This is a genomic window from Vibrio sp. OPT41 (genome assembly GCF_015163595.1).
Classification (GTDB): domain Bacteria; phylum Pseudomonadota; class Gammaproteobacteria; order Enterobacterales; family Vibrionaceae; genus Vibrio; species Vibrio alginolyticus.
The window spans coordinates 1-17538 of the sequence record NZ_JADDYH010000006.1; the positions used below are offsets into that span (position 1 = coordinate 1).

The 17538-nt window shown below is 42.6% G+C and carries 16 protein-coding genes and 1 pseudogene; 15 read left to right on the plus strand and 2 right to left on the minus strand.

Features of this window, described 5'->3' with window-relative positions; translation table 11 throughout:
• From IQP38_RS00440 to IQP38_RS00475, 8 genes and pseudogenes are all read left to right on the plus strand, one after another.
• On the plus strand, positions 1-297 hold a 297-nt coding region (locus IQP38_RS00440), incomplete at its 5' end, for an integrase core domain-containing protein (RefSeq protein ID WP_193837159.1).
• A 1642-nt stretch (positions 298-1939) separates the two neighbouring features.
• Positions 1940-3592: an SgrR family transcriptional regulator gene (locus tag IQP38_RS00445; RefSeq protein WP_193837160.1), complete on the plus strand. Its 1653-nt coding sequence runs from the start codon at positions 1940-1942 to the stop codon at positions 3590-3592.
• 73 nt (positions 3593-3665) lie between these two features.
• On the plus strand, positions 3666-4292 hold the full coding sequence (locus tag IQP38_RS00450) for a LysE family translocator (RefSeq protein WP_140209782.1): 627 nt from the start codon (positions 3666-3668) through the stop codon (positions 4290-4292).
• Positions 4293-4507: 215 nt separating this feature from the next.
• A complete protein-coding gene (locus IQP38_RS00455) occupies positions 4508-4996 on the plus strand; it encodes a GNAT family N-acetyltransferase (RefSeq protein WP_193837161.1) in 489 nt (162 codons plus the stop codon).
• An 11-nt stretch (positions 4997-5007) separates the two neighbouring features.
• On the plus strand, positions 5008-5412 hold the full coding sequence (locus IQP38_RS00460) for a hypothetical protein (RefSeq protein WP_140184033.1): 405 nt from the start codon (positions 5008-5010) through the stop codon (positions 5410-5412).
• Positions 5413-5522: 110 nt separating this feature from the next.
• Positions 5523-5882, plus strand: a complete 360-nt coding sequence (locus IQP38_RS00465) for a GNAT family N-acetyltransferase (protein ID WP_228009941.1) — start codon at positions 5523-5525, stop codon at positions 5880-5882.
• A gap of 178 nt (positions 5883-6060) precedes the next feature.
• Positions 6061-6534, plus strand: coding sequence for a hypothetical protein (locus IQP38_RS00470; RefSeq protein WP_193837162.1), 474 nt, complete (start codon positions 6061-6063; stop codon positions 6532-6534).
• 557 nt (positions 6535-7091) lie between these two features.
• Positions 7092-7925 (plus strand): annotated as a pseudogene (locus IQP38_RS00475) (IS110 family transposase).
• Between the two features lie 962 nt (positions 7926-8887).
• On the opposite strand, the gene IQP38_RS00480 reads toward IQP38_RS00475, so the two are convergent.
• Together IQP38_RS00480 and IQP38_RS00485 are read right to left on the minus strand one after the other, a co-directional pair.
• Positions 8888-9064: a hypothetical protein gene (locus tag IQP38_RS00480; RefSeq protein WP_180818104.1), complete on the minus strand. Its 177-nt coding sequence runs from the start codon at positions 9062-9064 to the stop codon at positions 8888-8890.
• Between the two features lie 308 nt (positions 9065-9372).
• Positions 9373-10293: a LysR substrate-binding domain-containing protein gene (locus IQP38_RS00485; protein ID WP_140184036.1), complete on the minus strand. Its 921-nt coding sequence runs from the start codon at positions 10291-10293 to the stop codon at positions 9373-9375.
• Between the two features lie 113 nt (positions 10294-10406).
• Here IQP38_RS00485 and IQP38_RS00490 point away from each other — a divergent pair, with 113 nt between their 5' ends.
• The 7 genes from IQP38_RS00490 (at position 10407) to IQP38_RS00520 (ending at position 16480) form a co-directional block, all read left to right on the plus strand.
• Complete coding sequence (locus tag IQP38_RS00490) at positions 10407-10889, plus strand: TRAP transporter small permease (protein WP_008079941.1); 483 nt, start codon at positions 10407-10409, stop codon at positions 10887-10889.
• Positions 10890-10891: 2 nt separating this feature from the next.
• Positions 10892-12190, plus strand: a complete 1299-nt coding sequence (locus IQP38_RS00495) for a TRAP transporter large permease (RefSeq protein ID WP_086587137.1) — start codon at positions 10892-10894, stop codon at positions 12188-12190.
• A 13-nt stretch (positions 12191-12203) separates the two neighbouring features.
• Entirely contained in the window at positions 12204-13229 is a 1026-nt protein-coding gene (gene dctP, locus IQP38_RS00500) for a TRAP transporter substrate-binding protein DctP (protein ID WP_140184037.1), read from the plus strand.
• A 65-nt stretch (positions 13230-13294) separates the two neighbouring features.
• A complete protein-coding gene (locus IQP38_RS00505) occupies positions 13295-14392 on the plus strand; it encodes an NAD(P)/FAD-dependent oxidoreductase (protein ID WP_086587139.1) in 1098 nt (365 codons plus the stop codon).
• The gene (locus IQP38_RS00510) at positions 14376-14675 is read left to right on the plus strand and encodes a (2Fe-2S)-binding protein (RefSeq protein ID WP_140184038.1); all 300 of its coding nucleotides are present in this window, start codon (positions 14376-14378) and stop codon (positions 14673-14675) included. Before IQP38_RS00505 ends, IQP38_RS00510 begins: the two co-directional genes overlap by 17 nt.
• Before the next feature lie 10 nt (positions 14676-14685).
• Positions 14686-16137, plus strand: coding sequence for an NAD(P)/FAD-dependent oxidoreductase (locus IQP38_RS00515; RefSeq protein ID WP_140184039.1), 1452 nt, complete (start codon positions 14686-14688; stop codon positions 16135-16137).
• Entirely contained in the window at positions 16118-16480 is a 363-nt protein-coding gene (locus IQP38_RS00520) for a RidA family protein (protein WP_086587142.1), read from the plus strand. Before IQP38_RS00515 ends, IQP38_RS00520 begins: the two co-directional genes overlap by 20 nt.
• Positions 16481-17538: the final 1058 nt, after the last annotated feature.

Genomic DNA, 17538 nt, shown 5'->3' on the forward strand with positions numbered 1-17538 from the left:
GAAGAAAAGCTAATACACCACTCAGATAGAGGCTCACAATACTGTTCGAAGGAATATCAAGATATCCATAAGAAACATAGAGTGACTTGCTCAATGACTGACGGGTATGACTGTTATCAGAATGCTTTAGCTGAGCGTGTAAATGGGATACTCAAAATGGAGCTCTTGCTGAAGAAACCGAAAGATCTGAAAGAAGCAAGGACGATGGTAGCAGAGTCCGTAGATATCTATAATCAAATGAGGCCTCATACGGCTTTAAAATACAAAACGCCCGATGAAGTACATCGAGCGTTTTAGTTAAAAAGTGTCAACCCATATCAGGACGGGTCACTTTCTCCCCAAAAATTAGAGCTATCCGTTGTTTGAGGGTTATTGACAAGACGCGTTACCACATTTAATCGAGATCTAGCCACGCTTGCGCCCTTACCAGTATCAACCATTGGGTTGCAGAGTTTGAATTTTATCGAAGACGTTTAATGGTTCCTGGGGGAGTGGCAGCTTTGTCGTAAAATGCCTGCTCAAAAATCGTAATGTCATGCTGCGTAGTTACTCTCGAATATCCGACCAATCAATAAGCACCATAGGAAAAGGATTAGCGCGGGTAATAAATGACACATGCCATTTATATGGATTTTTTCTAGGTGTCCCCTACAATTTTGAGACGCTCTGTCGAAGCGCATCTACTCATTGCTTTATATAGAAACTATGAGAGGATTAGTCAGGGCTAGGTGGGGAGTGAGTCGACGTGTTTCTTTGAATCTCAGTGATTAGTATTTTTTTGAATGCAGTAACGTTTTGAGCTGATATCAATTTTAGGTATTAGGGAGCTAAATACCTAGAGTTCGAATTTTGAAGTAACCGGTATTGGTTTTTATATTGAAGCGATTGGTTGGATGTAGAGCGTGTGTACTTTAATTCTTTCAGATTGAACTTGGCATATCGTCGCTAGCACGAACTAGGGGCTATCCACTTCCTCTAGAGCAGTCCAGATTAGTTAAAAGAGTCTTTATAAAAAGTAGATTACAAATCCGTGCCATGTATCACTAAATAATAGTCTTTATCAATGAGGTATAAACAAAGGCTTGTGGGCGGTTAGGGCCGCTCTGCGGCACTCCTTTGTATCGTATGCATCATCTCTCGAGCTCTGTCACACACGATAATGTCAGCAATACTGCAATAATCTCTTGAGTATCGATATCAACAGCTAGGTGCTGAATAGCGCAGCGTGAAGAGTTTTTAAAATAAACATCGACAGCCTTAGTTCGATCACCTACACAGGCATAGGTGGAACAAATCAATCAATCCAAAACGTGAGTGAAACTCAGTTGACTAAAGAGTTATTGTACTCGCACCATTGAGTAATTTTGTAGTGAGGCTTCGGTATGACACCAAAATAAGTGGATGAATGTCACTGATCAAATCGGAAGTTTCTGATTGAGTTAATTGGATTTCGGCAGTTGGCCTATCTGTGAAGTGGTGTTTGGGCTAAATTCATTTGAATTGATAGTTAATGTTTGCCTAGTCATCGTTTTTACTGAAACTTATTAGGAGGCTCATAAGCTTTCGGCATTGCAAACAAATGGAAATATACGACCTAAAAGATGAACTATTTATTTTAAAGAGAGCATTATTACTTCTGGTTTTTTCCTTGATAATCACGCTTAGAGTCATTGTTATGGGAATCAAAATGAATCCACTTGATTATACTTTCTACACTCTGAATGCAAAGTGCTACTTAGTTGAACCAGAACAACCAATGGTCGCCGTACGAAATAGGTCTTATATAAAAGTATATGGAGTGTTTTTCTTGATTGGTTTTCTAGTCGGTCAGATTGTCCATTTCTAGAAAGATTTTTAAATAATTACAAAAAGATAATGTAATCTTAGAAGGCGTCACTTTAAACGAGTCAGCGCATTTAGAACATAACTTGAGGTTGACATGGTAGATTTTCACTCGATATCCACTGGTCATTTGCAACGCTTAAAGCAGTTGGAGAAACACTTTTCTCTCAATGAAACTTACGAGGTTGATATTGCAGCTCTTGCTGACATTCTGGTTTGCTCTGAAAGATACGTTAGCAAGCTAATGGCCTCTTTTGACAGCTTTGGATTTATTCGTTGGGATTCAGGTAAAGGGCGCGGCCATCGTTCGAAATTGACGCTTCTGAAAGGCTTTGAGCCGTCATTGTTTACACAGTTAGAGCGAATGGTTTGCTCTGGCAATATTAATCAGGCATATCGAATTGCTACTCAGTTTGGTGAGGTTCGTCTATTCCAAGACCACTTGCCTCATTGGCTAGGGGAAGTGCAACAAGAGCTGAAAAAACAGAATACTTTAATGTATTTAGTGCCCTATTTATTGCCAGAATGGCGACCATTTATGGCACAATCTGCACGCTCAATCTTATTAATTGATAGTATTTTTGACACTCTAGTTCGATACCACCCGGAACAACAAAAAATTATCCCTCACCTTGCGCATCAGTTCTATTACAGTGACAAGCAAATTCGTCTTAGGATCCGTAATGATGTAGTGATGCACAATGGTAAACTTCTTACACCGAGGCTTATCAAATCAAATATCGAGATGCGCCGCGATACACCACATCCATATCAGATTTTATTTCGCCATATAGAACATATTGAGATCGATAAACAGTGGATCGTTTTTTATATGAATCAGTGTGACCCAGTATTTTTACATCTGTTAGCCGACTCTCACAGTGCGATCTTTGACCATAGGTTATCAACTCCGATTGGGTGTGGGGCATATCAATTGGAAAAGCTAGAGCAACAGTGTTGGAGTCTAGTTCGCAATAGGCGCTATTTTGGTTTGGGAGGTCATATTGAACGAGTAGAATTTTGGAGCAGCGATGCCCAACCTGAAGCTTCTATGCACGTTGTAGAGCAGCTCTATTCTGAATCCCAATTAACTTTGCCCCAACAAACCGACCATAGTGGGTGTACTGTCTTACAGTTCCACCATCATGAGAAAGCTCTATCAGCACAAGAAAGAGCTTGGATCGTATATCATAGCCGACAATTCACACATGGCTGCTCAAAAGAACTGGCAAATAGTGTGATTAACTGCCATCAAGATAAAGGGTTTCACTTATTCAATCACGAAATGAAAGCACCAACTCGCCCCGTAAGAATTGAAGTGGCAGAGAGTCATATTACAGAGTTAAAGCCTTTGCTTGATGCGTTGTCAAAAAAAGGGGTTGTTTGGCAGGTAAATACCCGAGGTGAATCTAATGTCACCTCTGATGTATCCTATGATTGTTACGTATTTGGCGACGATCTTGCCTATCAGTATTACGAATGGATGCTTTGTGGTAATGTTTTTAGGCAATGTTTGCCTGAGAGAGGAAAGCAGAGCTTGTTAACGTTTATTGATATGTTAATGCAGGAAAGCAACAACAGTCAGGAGTTTCTGAATAAGCTGTATCGAGCGGAAGATTGGCTGATTCAGAACTACTATTATTGCCCGCTATGGTGGAATCATTTTACTGTTACTCGTGCGGACAATCTGTATGGAACGGAAACAAATAATATGGGCGTAATGTCGCTAGTGAACATGTGGTTTGAGTGATCGTCTCATTTGAAGTGGATACGTATCAGCGGAAAATTAGTAGAAGTAAGTAACCGTATATTGAGGATAAACAATGGAATTACACGTTTGGTTTGGCTTTGTTATAGCATCACTAATTCTTACTGCTACACCTGGACCTAGCGTGTTTTTAGGTATTACACATGCGCTAATGTATGGTCATAAACGCGTGTTCTACACGGCTCTCGGCGATATTTCTGCTAACTTGATTCAAATGTTATTGGTTGCTTTGGGTTTAGGAGTGATTATCACGAGTTCGGAATTTGCATTTAACCTCATCAAGGCTTTTGGCGTTGTTACATTATGTTACATTGGGCTAAAAATGCTACTAGCCTCTCCCAAGCAGGTAAGTTGCTCTACGTCGGATGAACAGAACTGGCATGCTTCTAACGTGAAACTGTTCTGCTCGGGCTTTTTGGTAGCAGCCGGCAACCCAAAGGCGATCATTTTCTTTTCCGCGTTTTTCCCACAATTTATTCGTGTGGATTCGCCTGTTATACCTCAATTAATGATTATGTGCCCAACTATGGCGCTTCTAGATTTCAGTTTAGTTATGCTCTATGCATTTTCTGCTAGACGAATTGTCGATGCAAGCAGAATCTCTCTTGCATTGGTAAACAAAGGAAGTGGTATCTTGATGCTAGGAGCCGCTGGTATTCTAGCTTTGAAGAGTCAAAAGTAACAATAATGTATGATCTTTGGTTTAATCAGACGAGTTTGAAAAGCATCGGAAATATAAACTTACGCTTGTTGCTAGTAAATGACATATTTTTGTTAACTTGCTGAATTTTAAGGTAAATGTGACACATAAAGTATACGATAGCAAGCTGCTTAAGAGACTGCGCTCTGTATCTGCGTTTTGATAGATGAATGGACCAGCAATAAAGAGTAACACTGATGATAATAAAAAAAGCGACAACAAAAGAAGCAGACTTATTGGTTCACTTTATTAAGAAGTTAGCTGACTATGAACAGCTCCCATATGACGTAACGGTTACTAGTGATGATCTTCGGGAAAATCTATTATCTGCGTCCTCAACGGCGGAGGCGATACTCTTATATGAAGAAGGCCAGCCATGTGGTTTTGCTGTGTATTATTATACGTTCTCGACTACAACCGGAAAGAGAGGCCTGCACCTAGATGATTTATTTATCGAGCCAAAATATCATGGACAGGCGTTTGGTAAACAGGTTCTTGTATATTTGTCGAAATTAGCAGACAAAAATAATTGTGCACGTTTTGAGTGGTGGGCTTTAAAAACTAATATGCCGGCAATAAAATTCTATGAACGAATTGGAGCATCTCAGTTGGACGAATTGGTTGTTTTTCGATTGAATGAAAAAGAAATATCAGATCTAGCTAATACTGAACTGCTAGTTTCTTAAGGTTGATATTTATGCTAACCATGAAACACAATGGACTAAAGATAAAGTGTAAGCTCTTCGCTGTAGCAATGTGTATAAGCTCAGAATTATTTGCTTCACCTCAATACAAAATAGAAGTGTCGGTTGAAAGTGATCACCAGGCGTTATATTTTTATCCGTTTTATGTTTCTGAAGGACTGTGGGGCAAGACAGAAGCTCGTCATTGCGTATATCGTGGACAAATTACTCGGCAAGACAGTGGCTTACAGCTTGAAAGTAAAATGGATTGCCATGAGGGTACGAGTCACTCTTACTATGAAATGCCTATCTTCGTTGTAAAACCATCAGGTGGGGAAGTCAGTATTACTTATGGAGATGCAGGTGAAGATGGAGATTGGTTTTGGAAGTATTCTGCAAAGATTCTTCCTATTGAATAGGTCCTTGTGCTACTAGAGAAAAGTAAAAACTGAAGTTAATTAATTGGCTGAGTCATGGGCATATACTATACAACTCTTTAGAAAATGTTGATTGGAGCCAAGTATCAGATTTGTTTGAAATCGTAGGCTGGGGTAAGAGAAATCCAAAGCAAGTCGAGCAGGCTTTTAAGGCTAGTAGTTTTGTACGGTTTGCATATCTTGACGGAGAACTCATTGGTGTAGGAAGAACGGTTGATGATGGTCTGTATTATGGGTGGATAGTGGATCTCGCTATACTTCCACAATGCCAAGGGAAAGGTGTGGGTAAGCACATTTTATCGGAACTAGAGGTAGACCTTCGCCCATATATAACAACAATGCTGACGGCTGCTCTAGGCGAGAGTGGATTCTATGAAAAATTGGGATGGCGTAAACAACGAACTGCATATATTTGGCCACGTTCAAAGGGGCAAATAAAAGAGTTTACATAGAAAACATCATACCAATGCTTTTTACTCTTTCGTTTTATCTCATGGTTTTCTTATGCTTTATTTCTGTATTTTGATTATTGATTTTTAAAGAGCATTAAGGCTTATAGATTGCCTTTCCATGCATTTTCTCCAATTTATGAAATAGTAATAGTGACTGTTAGTAATAATAGGATGTGTAATGAAAATGAAATCGATTCTTTTAGGGTTTGGAGCCATCTCGCTTTTTGGCTGTACATCACAACTTTACAAGCAAACGGAACCTATTAACTCCGTCACCGGTCACGAGGTAGAACTAGTAAAAAACGTAACAAAACTTGAGATTGATAGTCATGAACGAAAAGCAAGGTTGATCGTTGCTAGAGATCGTGGCTATTTCGCTTCAGCATGCACTAGTTGGATTTACTTGGATGGTAATCATATAGCTACACTTGCTGAATCTGAGTTTTTCAGAGCTTACCCAAGTCCCGGCGAACATAAACTGCAAGTCGTTAATAAAAAATGCATGGCTTACGATCTGGAGTTGAATCTAACGCTCATCGCTGGCGAACAACAAGCATATAGAATTATGTTTGATGGAAGTGGGCTGTTTGCAGAACAAGCGCTTATTCCGTTCCAGTTTAGAGAGTACCAAGAAACATTAATGGAAAAGTAATGAATGCTGCTACATGTGCATGTGGTTTCTTTTTCTAATATCCCATTCTACAGTTCATTAATCGCAAACCAGAGAATCGACGTGACCTACGCTATAAGCCCCCAAAGAACAGATCGTAGCCAGAAGGTCAAATAGACTGTGAACTATTGTCTATTGCAGACAAAACTGATGGACTGAATAACCACCGACTTAATAGACACCTTTTAGTTAGAAAAATGACTAACAGAGAGGTTATAGAAATCCTTGAGCAAGAAAGACACACCATGATGGAGAAGGACTTGGATTGTTCATTTCAAAAATAGTAGCCGATGCTCTTGATCTCGAAATAGGAACTAAGAGTATAAGTACAATGGTCAGTCTTAAGCTGAAAAACTTTTCTATCTGAAACTAACGGAATGTATCAAATATACAAATTAAAAAATGAAGTCTGCATGATCTCTTTTGGGTACTACGTCTAAACACCCTTAACTTAGAAATGATGTGATGGACGCCCCCATTAACAGCTTCGATGAGCCAGAATTAAGGTGTTAGCACTTAATTACGAAGGGGTATCAATCATGAACATTGAAGTTGTTGGTATCGATATTGCCAAATCCGTCTTTCAGGTTTGTGTTCTACTTCATGATAACAAGGTGGAATGGAACAGAAAGATGATCTGAAGCGATTTGATGACGAAGCTGAATCAGCTTCCGGAGAACACTCTCATCGCAATGGAAGTTGAGCATCATCTCACTACTGGGCTCGGAAAATGAAGCAGCACGGGTTTGAAGTTATGCTGATACCAGCACAATTCGTGGGGCATCAGAAGAACGATGCTAATGATGCCAGAGCAATATGCGAAGGTTCCCAACGACCAGATGTTCACCCTGTATAAGTAAAAACGATTGAACAGCAAGATATCAAAGCATTGCGAAATGTCCGTCTGCGCCTCGTCGATAATTGCATTGCTTTAGTTAATCAATCTCGTGCTATGGCCGCTGAATACGGTGTGATACTTCCTAAGCATGTGACTAAGTTTAAAGAACTTTGACCATTAGCTATTGAAGATGCGAGTCATCAGTTATCCCATATTATGGGGCGTCTATTGCTTGAAAACTACGATGAGCTTAGGCAGTTAAATCGAGATATTCAGCAAGTAGAAAATGAAAGGTATTACCAAAAACTGCAATAAACAGCTACAAACGCTGATCTTGCATGGCGCACGAGCGGTTGTTCGGTATGCAGATAAACGTCAGGATAAGATGGGAATGTGGTTACGGTATCTTATTGCCAGAAGAGGCAAACTTAAAGCTGTTGTCGCTTTGGTTAATAAGCGATGTAAGCGATGTCGAATTGGATGGCATCTGCTAAACTCAGGTGAACAATTCAATGTGAATAAAGCCTTTGCGTAACAGTTAACATGTAAAATGTTCTACAGTTAAAAAGCAGTACCCGAGTTTGCAAGTATTGATGAACTAACGGTCAACGTCTCTGCGAAAGCCTAGTTTTGGACAAAGCATTACTATGCCGTGGAAATGTAAAGAAAGCAGCGAGCAGATTACATCATGGCGTGAGCAGTTAAAGCTCATAGAGACGTCTGATATATGTCAGTGAGCCGAACCTAATCAGCTCTTGCAATCATAGGGGCATCCATATAAGTCCAAGAGTGTACGGCGCATTAAAGGCAAACCTTGTCTTGATTCCTTTCCGAGCTAAAAACTTATCAAGCAGACTGCGTGACGCAACTTGCGTGATGAATTTGTTTCTATTTGTGGACAAGAACAAGTAATAACTAAGCAAAGATATCGAGCCTATCAAACAGGTGAAAAGTCAATGAATTATGAGCTATTGTCTTTGTCTCGGTACGGCTAGCCCTCTAAACTCAAGTGCCCTCCAACACTTTAGTTGCTAAGAGATCCCGGATCATAATTGATACAAACTGGCTGAAGGGTTATTGCATCCTGCATTTTCTACATGCGAAACTAAAAATTATGCACATTTTGAGTACATGTACCTAATTCAACGTTGATTTTGGTATTCGTTTTAAACTAGAACATTTTGGGAACCGCTCAATTAAGGTATATGTACGTTAGACGTGTTGCGCCTGTCCCTGATAATTGACACCAAAAAATTGATTCAAGTATGTATTTTGACGTTAGACCGTAAGGGGAGGGCTCAATGAGTGACCCTAAACGAATAGAAACTACGCTTTCACTTTTGAAAAAGATTTGGGGCAATAATGCTGATCTTAGGGTTAATCAGTTGATGTATAACCTTATTCAATTTCTAGGGGGAAGTTAACGCAAAAACCACGATAGCTTTTGTCTAAATGGCAAGATACCTTTGAAGATTGTGAAAGAATGACTAGTGGTGGTTACTCAGCGAGAACAGCTTTATTAACTGCAACGCGCATTTGTTGTATAATATTACGGCGAGCTTTCTTGATATTGCAGGCAGTATGCACACTAACAATGACACCACTCATCGAGCGAGTAATTGCCTCATAACGTTGTTGTTCAGAAAGGCGAATTCTTTTAGTTTGTTGTGTCATGTCGTATATCCCAGGTGGTGAGCCGCGGATTTCATCCATGACGATTATAGTTTCAATGTAACTTTGACATTGCACCTTGTCTACACTCACGTAAACAGACCCTACAGGAAGCATCTACGTTAGTTTAAAGTCCGCGATATACCATTTTTGTCAAAGCTCATCTTCATGGCTCAAATCTAGGTTCAGCAATTGGGTTTTGTACTCATTCAGCTCGAAAGTTATTTATGTTGTGGATACATGCATCGTCTTTCGTAAATCTTCTTCGCCCCATTATAATTATGTAATAGATATGGAGAGTTTCCATACACCTATTCCAAAACCGACACAAATGAGTTCACACTATGCTGAATGTTCTCTGCAAACAATTTGGCTAGCTCAGACATTGGTTTATGCGCCGGCGTCAGAATAGCATGATCGAATGTCACGACGGGGGAAAAAGGGCGAAAAACAACTTTCCCTTGATCACCTTTATAGAGCTTATAACTGGCGGCACTTATTGGATCACAGATACAAGCACATAGCTGTTGTTCGACAAACTCAAAGCCAGAAATGTAGTTTTGCAGCTCGAACCTAGGCCGATAGGAAGCATTATGCTCTTCAAACAATGCGCGTAAGTGCTCACTTGCAGCATGACGGGTAAAAAGAGTCGCAAGTGGGAAGTCATCGAGGTCGTTCGGAGTAATCGTCTGTTTCTTGGCAAGAGGATGATCAACGTGTAAGGCACACACTCCTTGTAGGTGAATCGGTTCGACATGGAATGAGTCTCTATCTTTGGGTAACTCTGAGTAACCGATATCGTATTGTTGGGAAGCAATCCAATCTTGAACCATGGTTGAACTACGCATCATCATGGATACCTCAACCTCAGGCCTGTCTTTTACAAACTCTGCAATAACGTGAGGCATAAAGAATAATGCGGCGGCAGGCATGCAGGCGATCCTCAATTTGCCTCGCGTTAGGTTTTTCACTTCTGCCATTAACTGAGTCGCGCGTGAAAGTCGCTCTAGAATCGCATCGCTCTCTTCAAGTAAAAAATACGCCTCTGGATTCGGCACGAGTCGACCTTTATGTCGTTCGAATAATGCAAAGCCAAGCTCTTTCTCTAATCCGACCAGCATTGCGCTGATCGCCGGCTGTGTTCGGCACAACGTTTTGGCAGCTAAGGTCACGGATCCAGAACGCATCACGGTGCGAAAGGTTTCTAGCTGTTTTATAGAAAGGTTATTCATATGAGTCTATAAGAAAAAGTTATCAGATTAGAGAAATTTTAAATTTGTTTTTATTGCTTGTCATTATTAAATTAACGAGGTGTTTACAAATAAAACAATAAGGAAATAACAACGTGGAGCAAAAGTTTAGATATCTACTCACTTTCCTGATTGCATCTGTGGCATTGATGCAGTTTGTTCAGGTAGTGACACGATATGTCTTTGAAGTCCCAATTATGGGGCTTGAAGAGTCGATGGTTATTCCGACCTTATGGCTCTACATGCTTGGTGCGGTGAATGCGTCTAGGGAAGATACGCAAATCCGTGCAAATGTACTGGAAATATTTATCAAGACAGAGCGAGGTCATCAAATCTTAGCCCTTATCAGTGAAACGATCAGCTTGGTGATTTCGAGTTGGTTGACCTACTGGGCTTGGGACTACGTCAAGTATGCGTGGAGGGTTTGGAAAGAGAGCCCAACGCTTTATATCCCAACTTTTTATCACGAGTGCTCGGTCTTTATCGGCTTACTCCTGATAACCCTCTTTATTGCAATGCATGTGGTCAAGTTGATTCGTCAACTGATGTCTCCTTCCTATCAAGTAAATAAGGTCTAATTATGGTTGAAGTAGCTCTGTTGGCAGTAGCCGTTTTGGTCATACTGCTGACCTTTGGTGTGCCGTTACCGTTCTGTTTTGGTGGTGCGTTAATGGTGATGGTTTTTATCGGTGATATGTCGATGAAAGGCAATATGATGTGGGGAGCGGGTCAGCTGATGAACCCTGTTCTGCTAGCTATTCCGCTATTTGTTCTGGCAGGAACGATCATGAGCAGGAGCGGCATTGCCGCCAGTTTACTCGGATTTGTGAACGTGTTCGTAGGTCATATTCGCGGCGGTCTAGGGATTGTTGCATCCTTCAGTTGTGCAATCATTGGTGCCATTTCTGGTAGTGGGTTAACCGGTGTCGCGGCTATTGGTCCTTTGTTAATTCCTGAGATGGAAAAGCGCGGGTATCCAAGAGCGTATGCGACCGCACTGATTGCAAACTCGTCCATTTTGGGACTGTTGATTCCGCCAAGCGTAACCATGATTGTCTACGGTTGGGTAACGGATACCTCTATTCTCGCCTGTTTCCTAGCAACGCTTGGCCCTGGCTTATTAGTGACCTTTAACTTCGCATTAATCAATATGTACAAAGCGCGCAAGTTTCCATTGATATTGGATGATAAGCCGTCGATGTCAGAGTTGATTAAGCAAACCTCTAGCAAGACGTTTCATGCCGTACCTGCTTTATTAATGCCGGTAATCATCTTAGGTGGAATCTATGGTGGCGTGATGACGCCGACTGAGGCCGCAGCTGTAGCCGTTATCTATGCTGTTCCAGTGGGTTTTCTTATCTACAAAGGTTTGAGCTGGAAAACACTGCTTATCTCGGGGAAAGAATCAGCAACGGCGGTCGGGTCAATCATGTTCATGATTCTGTTCAGCTTGATTCTTAGCCAGATGTTCGTGGTTGAGGATATTCCTCAGCAACTGGTCGAAGCGATTTTCGGTATCACTGAAAACAAAGTCCTGCTGCTTATTTTTATCAACATTTTGTTGTTCTTAGTGGGAATGGTGGTCAATGACCTGACTGCAATCATTCTTATCGCTCCGCTATTACTACCTCTGATGACCGCTATTGGCATCAGCCCGATTCAGTTTGCAGCAATCATGGGTGTGAATACAGCAATGGGTGGTGTTACTCCACCATACGCGTCGATTCTATATCTAGGTGCACGTATCGGTAACGTTAAATTCTCCGAAGTAGTTGGCCCTGCAATGTCGCTGATACTACTTGGTTATCTACCTGTAGTGATTCTGACCTCTTTCTGGTCAGAACTATCACTCTTCCTCCCTACTGTGTTTGGTTACTAAAAGGAAATTACCAATGACAAAAACAAGTAAGTTTGCTCCAACTAAAGCACTGAAAAAATACACGTTGCTTGCTTCTCTTATCGCAGCTGCAGCGACGGTTATCCCTGCACAAGCGACGACGCTGAAAATCAGCCATGTTCGCCCACAAGGTACTGTAGTTGATAATGATATCAAACAACTCAGCGATGAACTGAAAGCGGCAACGGATGGCGATCTTAAGCTTCGAGTTTATGCAGCAAACGCTCTAGGTGACTACACCTTAGTTCAAGAACGTATCTCTGTTGGTGCGATTGACATGGCACTGCAGCCTGCATCGACTTCAACGGACCGTAAAATGCAGATTGGCTTGCTACCTTTCCTTGCCAATAACTGGGAAGAAGCACAAAACATCTACGGTAGCGGAGCACCAGTCAGAACCGCGATGGAAGAGTTATTTGCTAAACAAGACATCACACTACTTGCTGCTTACCCAGTTTATTTTGGTGGTATTTCACTGAATCGTAATGCGGTTGAAGCGGGTAACCCTGATGTGAGCAAAGGCATCAAGCTTCGCGTTCCGCCAATCAAGAGCTTCCAGCTACTTGCTGACAATGTAGGTTATATCGGCTCGCCACTACCGTTTTCCGAAGCCTTTACTGCAGTACAAACTGGGGTGGTAGATGGAGTGATTGGCTCTGGAGCGGAAGGTTATTATGCTTCGTTCCGTGACGTAACTAAAACGTACATTCCACTCAATACTCACTTTGAGATCTGGTATCTGATGATTAACTCAGAGCGTTTGGATGACCTTGATGAAAACGAGAAAAACGCCTTGGTATCGGCGGCGGCTGAGTTTGAATCTCGACGCTGGGGAGCGGCGCAAATAGATCAGAAAGCGAACGAGCAAAAACTAGTTGATGCCGGCGCGACAATCGTCGAAATGACTCCGGCACAACTGAAATTGACGGCGGATAAGGTTCGTACCACCGTATGGCCTCAAATCATTAATGATATTGGTTCTGACTGGAGCCAACCAATTCTAGACAAAGCGCTTAATTAAACTAAGCGCACCTCCAAGTAGGGGCGTTGTTGCGCCCCTTATTACAAAAGTCTGAAGAGAACGATATGAAACCGGATTACATAATTGTCGGTGGAGGCGTCGTGGGCTGCGCAGTGGCTTACGGACTGCTCAAAGCTGGGCATAAGGTAACAGTACTCGATGGTGGAGATGAGGCTCATCGTGCATCACGAGGGAATTTTGGCTTGGTGTGGCTATCGAGTAAAGGTTTAGGTGCCCCTCACTATGCCACGTGGACACGTCGCTCAGTGGGACTATGGCGCAAACTGGCTGATGAGCTTGAAGAGATGACGGGTGAAGAACTCAATCTTGTTCAAAACGGAGGGTATGACTTTCATTTTTGCCAGCAAGAGATGGCAGAGAAAGCCAAGCAATATGAGGTGCTTCGACAACAACTGGGTACGGATCATCCCTACGAAGTCTGGGATAGAGATCGTCTTATTGCTGAAGAACCAGACATTGGTGAAGAAGTTGTTGGTGCTATTTATGGCCCGGAAGATGGGCATGTGAATCCGTTAAATCTGCTTCGTGCTTACACTAAAGCAATCAATGAGTTAGGGGCAAATGTTGTCACTGGCGTTACTGTGTCAGAGATAAGTAAAAACGACTCACATCGATTCGACGTCGTACTGCAAGATGGAACGCGTTACAACAGCGCTAAAGTGGTTTTGTCGGCAGGTTTAGGATCGGCGGAACTGGGCCCTAAGCTTGGCTTTGTTGCACCAATTAGCGCACAAAAAGGTCAAGTTCTGATTACCGAAAAGCTTCCCCCAAGACTGAAGCGTGCCTCAGGGATCATCAGACAGGTCAATGAAGGTGGTATTCAGATTGGAGACTCTAAGGAGAACGCTGGTTTCGATGATAGCGATACCCTAGACGTCACGGCGGCGATAGCTGAACGAGCGATTGCGGTTTATCCGTTTTTAGCCCAGACAAAGTTAGTTCGTAGCTGGGGAGCTATTCGCATCATATCTCCCGATGGCTTACCGATATATCAACAGTCGAAAACCAATTCAGGCGCTTATCTCATTAGTTGTCATAGTGGTATTACATTAGCCGCAGCGCACAGTTTTTTGCTCCCAGCTTGGCTAGAAGAAGCAGCGGATGCACCAACTTTGGAGTTATTCAGTGAAGACAGGTTCTAAGTTTCAACGAATGGTTGCGACAGAAAGGTCGCAACAGACGGTGGAGTTTTTTTGGGAAGGCAAGCCATACACAGCCCATGTTGGTGACACCATTGCGGCTGCATTGTTGGCTGCAGGTGTTGACCATACTCGAGAGTCTCCACTGTCGGGAGCCCCTCGCGCCCCGTTTTGCATGATGGGTAGTTGCTTTGAGTGTCGTGTTCAAGTTAATGGCGAGCACAATGTCCAAGCATGTATGAATGTAATAGAAGATGGCATGACGATTTGCCGTCAGACAAGTTAGTGGTGAGTTCATGCAAGACGAAATAAAAAAACAAGTCGATGTATGTGTCATTGGTGCTGGCCCAGCTGGAATGAGCGCGGCAGTGAGGTGCGCAGAAGCAGGTGCCAGTGTGGTTGTGATTGACGAACAGCCGATCCCGGGAGGTCAGATATATCGAGCGCAGAAAGAACAAGGACACCCAAACGGCTCTATCTTTGGCCCCGAATATCAACATGGTGCAAGCATAATCAAAGCGTTTAATCGAGCACCGCTGACCCATATTACTAGGGCGACACTGTGGCGAGTCGACAATGAAAACTGCGTCTACTGGAGCCAAAATGGTGTAGCCAATAAAACCGTAGCGAAACAAATCATCATTGCGACTGGGGCAACGGAAAGGCCATTTCCATTTGTCGGTTGGACTTTACCGGGAGCGATGACCGCGGGTGCGTGTCAGATTATGATGAAAACCTCGGGCTTAGTTCCAACCAATGCTGTACTTGTCGGAACTGGGCCACTCATCTACTTGCTCGCGGCACAGATGATCGATGCTGGCTCGCCTCCTAAAGCGATTGTGGATACCCAACAACCTAGCAGTTACGTCGAATCGATTCGCTATGCTGGCGGAGCTTTAAAAGGTCACAAAGTACTTTTCAAAGGCCTTAAGCTGTTGGGTAAAATTCGCCGTGCTGGAGTTAAACGCTATACCGGTGCCACCGACATAGCCGCTTATGGAGATCAAGCTGTCGAGCGACTCACTTTCACCGCTCAAAGACAGCCACACGCCTTAAATACCGATACTTTGCTCTCTCATATTGGCGTTATTCCTAATGTTCAGCTCACGAGAGCAATGGGGTTGGAGCACGAATGGGATCCGCTACAGATCTGTTGGCGACCAAGGGTTGATCAATACCACCGAAGCTCTCGCCAAGGTGTTTTTGTTGCTGGTGACGGTAGCGGCATTGGTGGAGCAATGGCTGCGCAATACCAAGGTCAGCTTGCAGCGGTTAGTGCTTTAATGTCGCTTGAAAGCGATGGAGAAACATCACTAACTGAAGAGCGAGACAAGCTGCGAGCATTGATTGATAAAGAAATTGGAGTGCGACCGTTTTTGGACGCTCTGTACACGCCACCTAAGCAGGCACTGACACCAAGCGATCAGACTATTGTTTGTCGTTGTGAGGAAGTGACAGCAGGACAAATTCGCCGTCAGGTAGAGAGAGGCGCGCACGGGATCAACCAAATCAAAACCTATACGCGTTGCGGTATGGGGCCTTGTCAGGGACGCTATTGCGGGACCACGGTAGCTCATATTATCCAAGAGAAAGTAGGGATTCCTATGGAGAAGGTCGGCTATTACCGCCTGAGAAATCCGATTAAACCACTCAAACTGGGTGAGTTGGCTAGCTTGACCCCAATCGGCGAATCATTCATGTACAAATATAGAAATAAAGGAACACAAAATGACTCACATTCAGCGTAAGCACACCAATCAAAGAATGAGCAAAATCGTTATTCATAATGATACTGTCTATCTTTGTGGTCAAGTCGGTGTGAAAGGCACCAGCGTTGCTGAACAAACCGCTGAGGCATTATCCCGGGTTGAAAGATTACTGATTGAAGCGGGTAGTGATAAAGACCATATATTACAAGTTACAGTTTGGTTGGCAGACATGCAGGACTTTGATGAAATGAACCATGTCTGGGACGACTGGTTCAAGACTGGCTTTGCTCCTGCGAGAGCCTGTGGAGAAGCCAAACTGGCAAGTACTGAACTAAAAATCGAGCTGCTTGTTACGGCAGCAATAGTGCGAACAAGTAACTAGCGCATTTATATAACACCGTCATAAATATCGTAAACTTTGTGGTGGTGTTATTACTTGAAATTAAATGTTTGACTTCATATAGGACTGGATTCTGAGTAAAGCGAATTTGCCGTCCCTCATAATCCATCTAATTAAGCATAGGGGGGCGCGCGAGTGTGTCCAAGAGTGTTTCAAAAAGTCTTTAGATAACAAACCTCTGACCCAAAAGTAATTCAGAGCAAAGCTCTGCTTATAATTTCCCCTACTAAAAGCTATCTGAAGGAGTTTGAAGTGAGCCATTATTGAAATCATCAGGCGTCATGCAATCTAATCTCTATCAACTTTCACTAACCTATTGATTGCACGTTGATATGGTATTAGAAAGGCTGCATTATATCAGAATGAAAGGTGGCTAAAAGCAGTATAGAAAGCGTTAGGCGACGGGCAGAAAAGTTCTTTGTTCTCATCTTTTTAGTTCTCTTTGAGTATTCGTTTTTCTAAGTCGGCAACTCAGTATTGTCGGCTCAAATTCTTGAATCTCTCCAGCCGTAAAACATGCCAATATTCGTTGGTTGCCTCTTTGGTTTTCACAGTCGCTTGGTTGTGAGTTTAACTGGCTCAAAGTGTGGAAAGGGCAAGTTAATCGTAGCTTTCGTTTTTGCTATTAGCTCGTAGCTGTTAGTTTCTCAGGTTCAAAAACTACTTAGTCGCTGCAAATTCGCATTTCGTGGTCGTTGGAATTTTGGCTGAAACATAGTGAGTTTTGTGGTTCTTGAATCACAAAAAGTCAGTGGGTGTTTGGTTGCTTATTTGGTTTCGGGTAATCTGCTTTCAAAACAACTTAAACACTGGTGGAAAACTTCGCCTAACAAGGCGTTTAAGGCGGATTCACAACGCTTGGTGATTTCAGTTCAAGTTGAATTTAGTGTTTAAGGTACAATGGTTTAAGTTTGGTGGTTGGCGTTGTTCACCACTTAACGCGGCGTTATGTAGCCGCGAGAGGACGGTAAGTTAAAAGGATTTATATATGTTAAATATTCGGCAAGCTCGCATTGAAGATATCAGTGTTATCAAGAAAC

What these genes read in the sequence shown, in the direction of transcription:
- IQP38_RS00460 (WP_140184033.1), top strand. Translation starts at nt 5,008, where the DNA reads ATGCTAACCATGAAACACAATGGACTAAAGATAAAGTGTAAGCTCTTC.
- IQP38_RS00450 (WP_140209782.1), top strand. Translation starts at nt 3,666, where the DNA reads ATGGAATTACACGTTTGGTTTGGCTTTGTTATAGCATCACTAATTCTT.
- IQP38_RS00495 (WP_086587137.1), top strand. Translation starts at nt 10,892, where the DNA reads ATGGTTGAAGTAGCTCTGTTGGCAGTAGCCGTTTTGGTCATACTGCTG.
- IQP38_RS00470 (WP_193837162.1), top strand. Translation starts at nt 6,061, where the DNA reads ATGAAAATGAAATCGATTCTTTTAGGGTTTGGAGCCATCTCGCTTTTT.
- IQP38_RS00485 (WP_140184036.1), bottom strand. Translation starts at nt 10,293, where the DNA reads ATGAATAACCTTTCTATAAAACAGCTAGAAACCTTTCGCACCGTGATG.
- IQP38_RS00520 (WP_086587142.1), top strand. Translation starts at nt 16,118, where the DNA reads ATGACTCACATTCAGCGTAAGCACACCAATCAAAGAATGAGCAAAATC.
- dctP (WP_140184037.1), top strand. Translation starts at nt 12,204, where the DNA reads ATGACAAAAACAAGTAAGTTTGCTCCAACTAAAGCACTGAAAAAATAC.
- IQP38_RS00445 (WP_193837160.1), top strand. Translation starts at nt 1,940, where the DNA reads ATGGTAGATTTTCACTCGATATCCACTGGTCATTTGCAACGCTTAAAG.
- IQP38_RS00480 (WP_180818104.1), bottom strand. Translation starts at nt 9,064, where the DNA reads ATGACACAACAAACTAAAAGAATTCGCCTTTCTGAACAACAACGTTAT.
- IQP38_RS00515 (WP_140184039.1), top strand. Translation starts at nt 14,686, where the DNA reads ATGCAAGACGAAATAAAAAAACAAGTCGATGTATGTGTCATTGGTGCT.
- IQP38_RS00505 (WP_086587139.1), top strand. Translation starts at nt 13,295, where the DNA reads ATGAAACCGGATTACATAATTGTCGGTGGAGGCGTCGTGGGCTGCGCA.
- IQP38_RS00455 (WP_193837161.1), top strand. Translation starts at nt 4,508, where the DNA reads ATGATAATAAAAAAAGCGACAACAAAAGAAGCAGACTTATTGGTTCAC.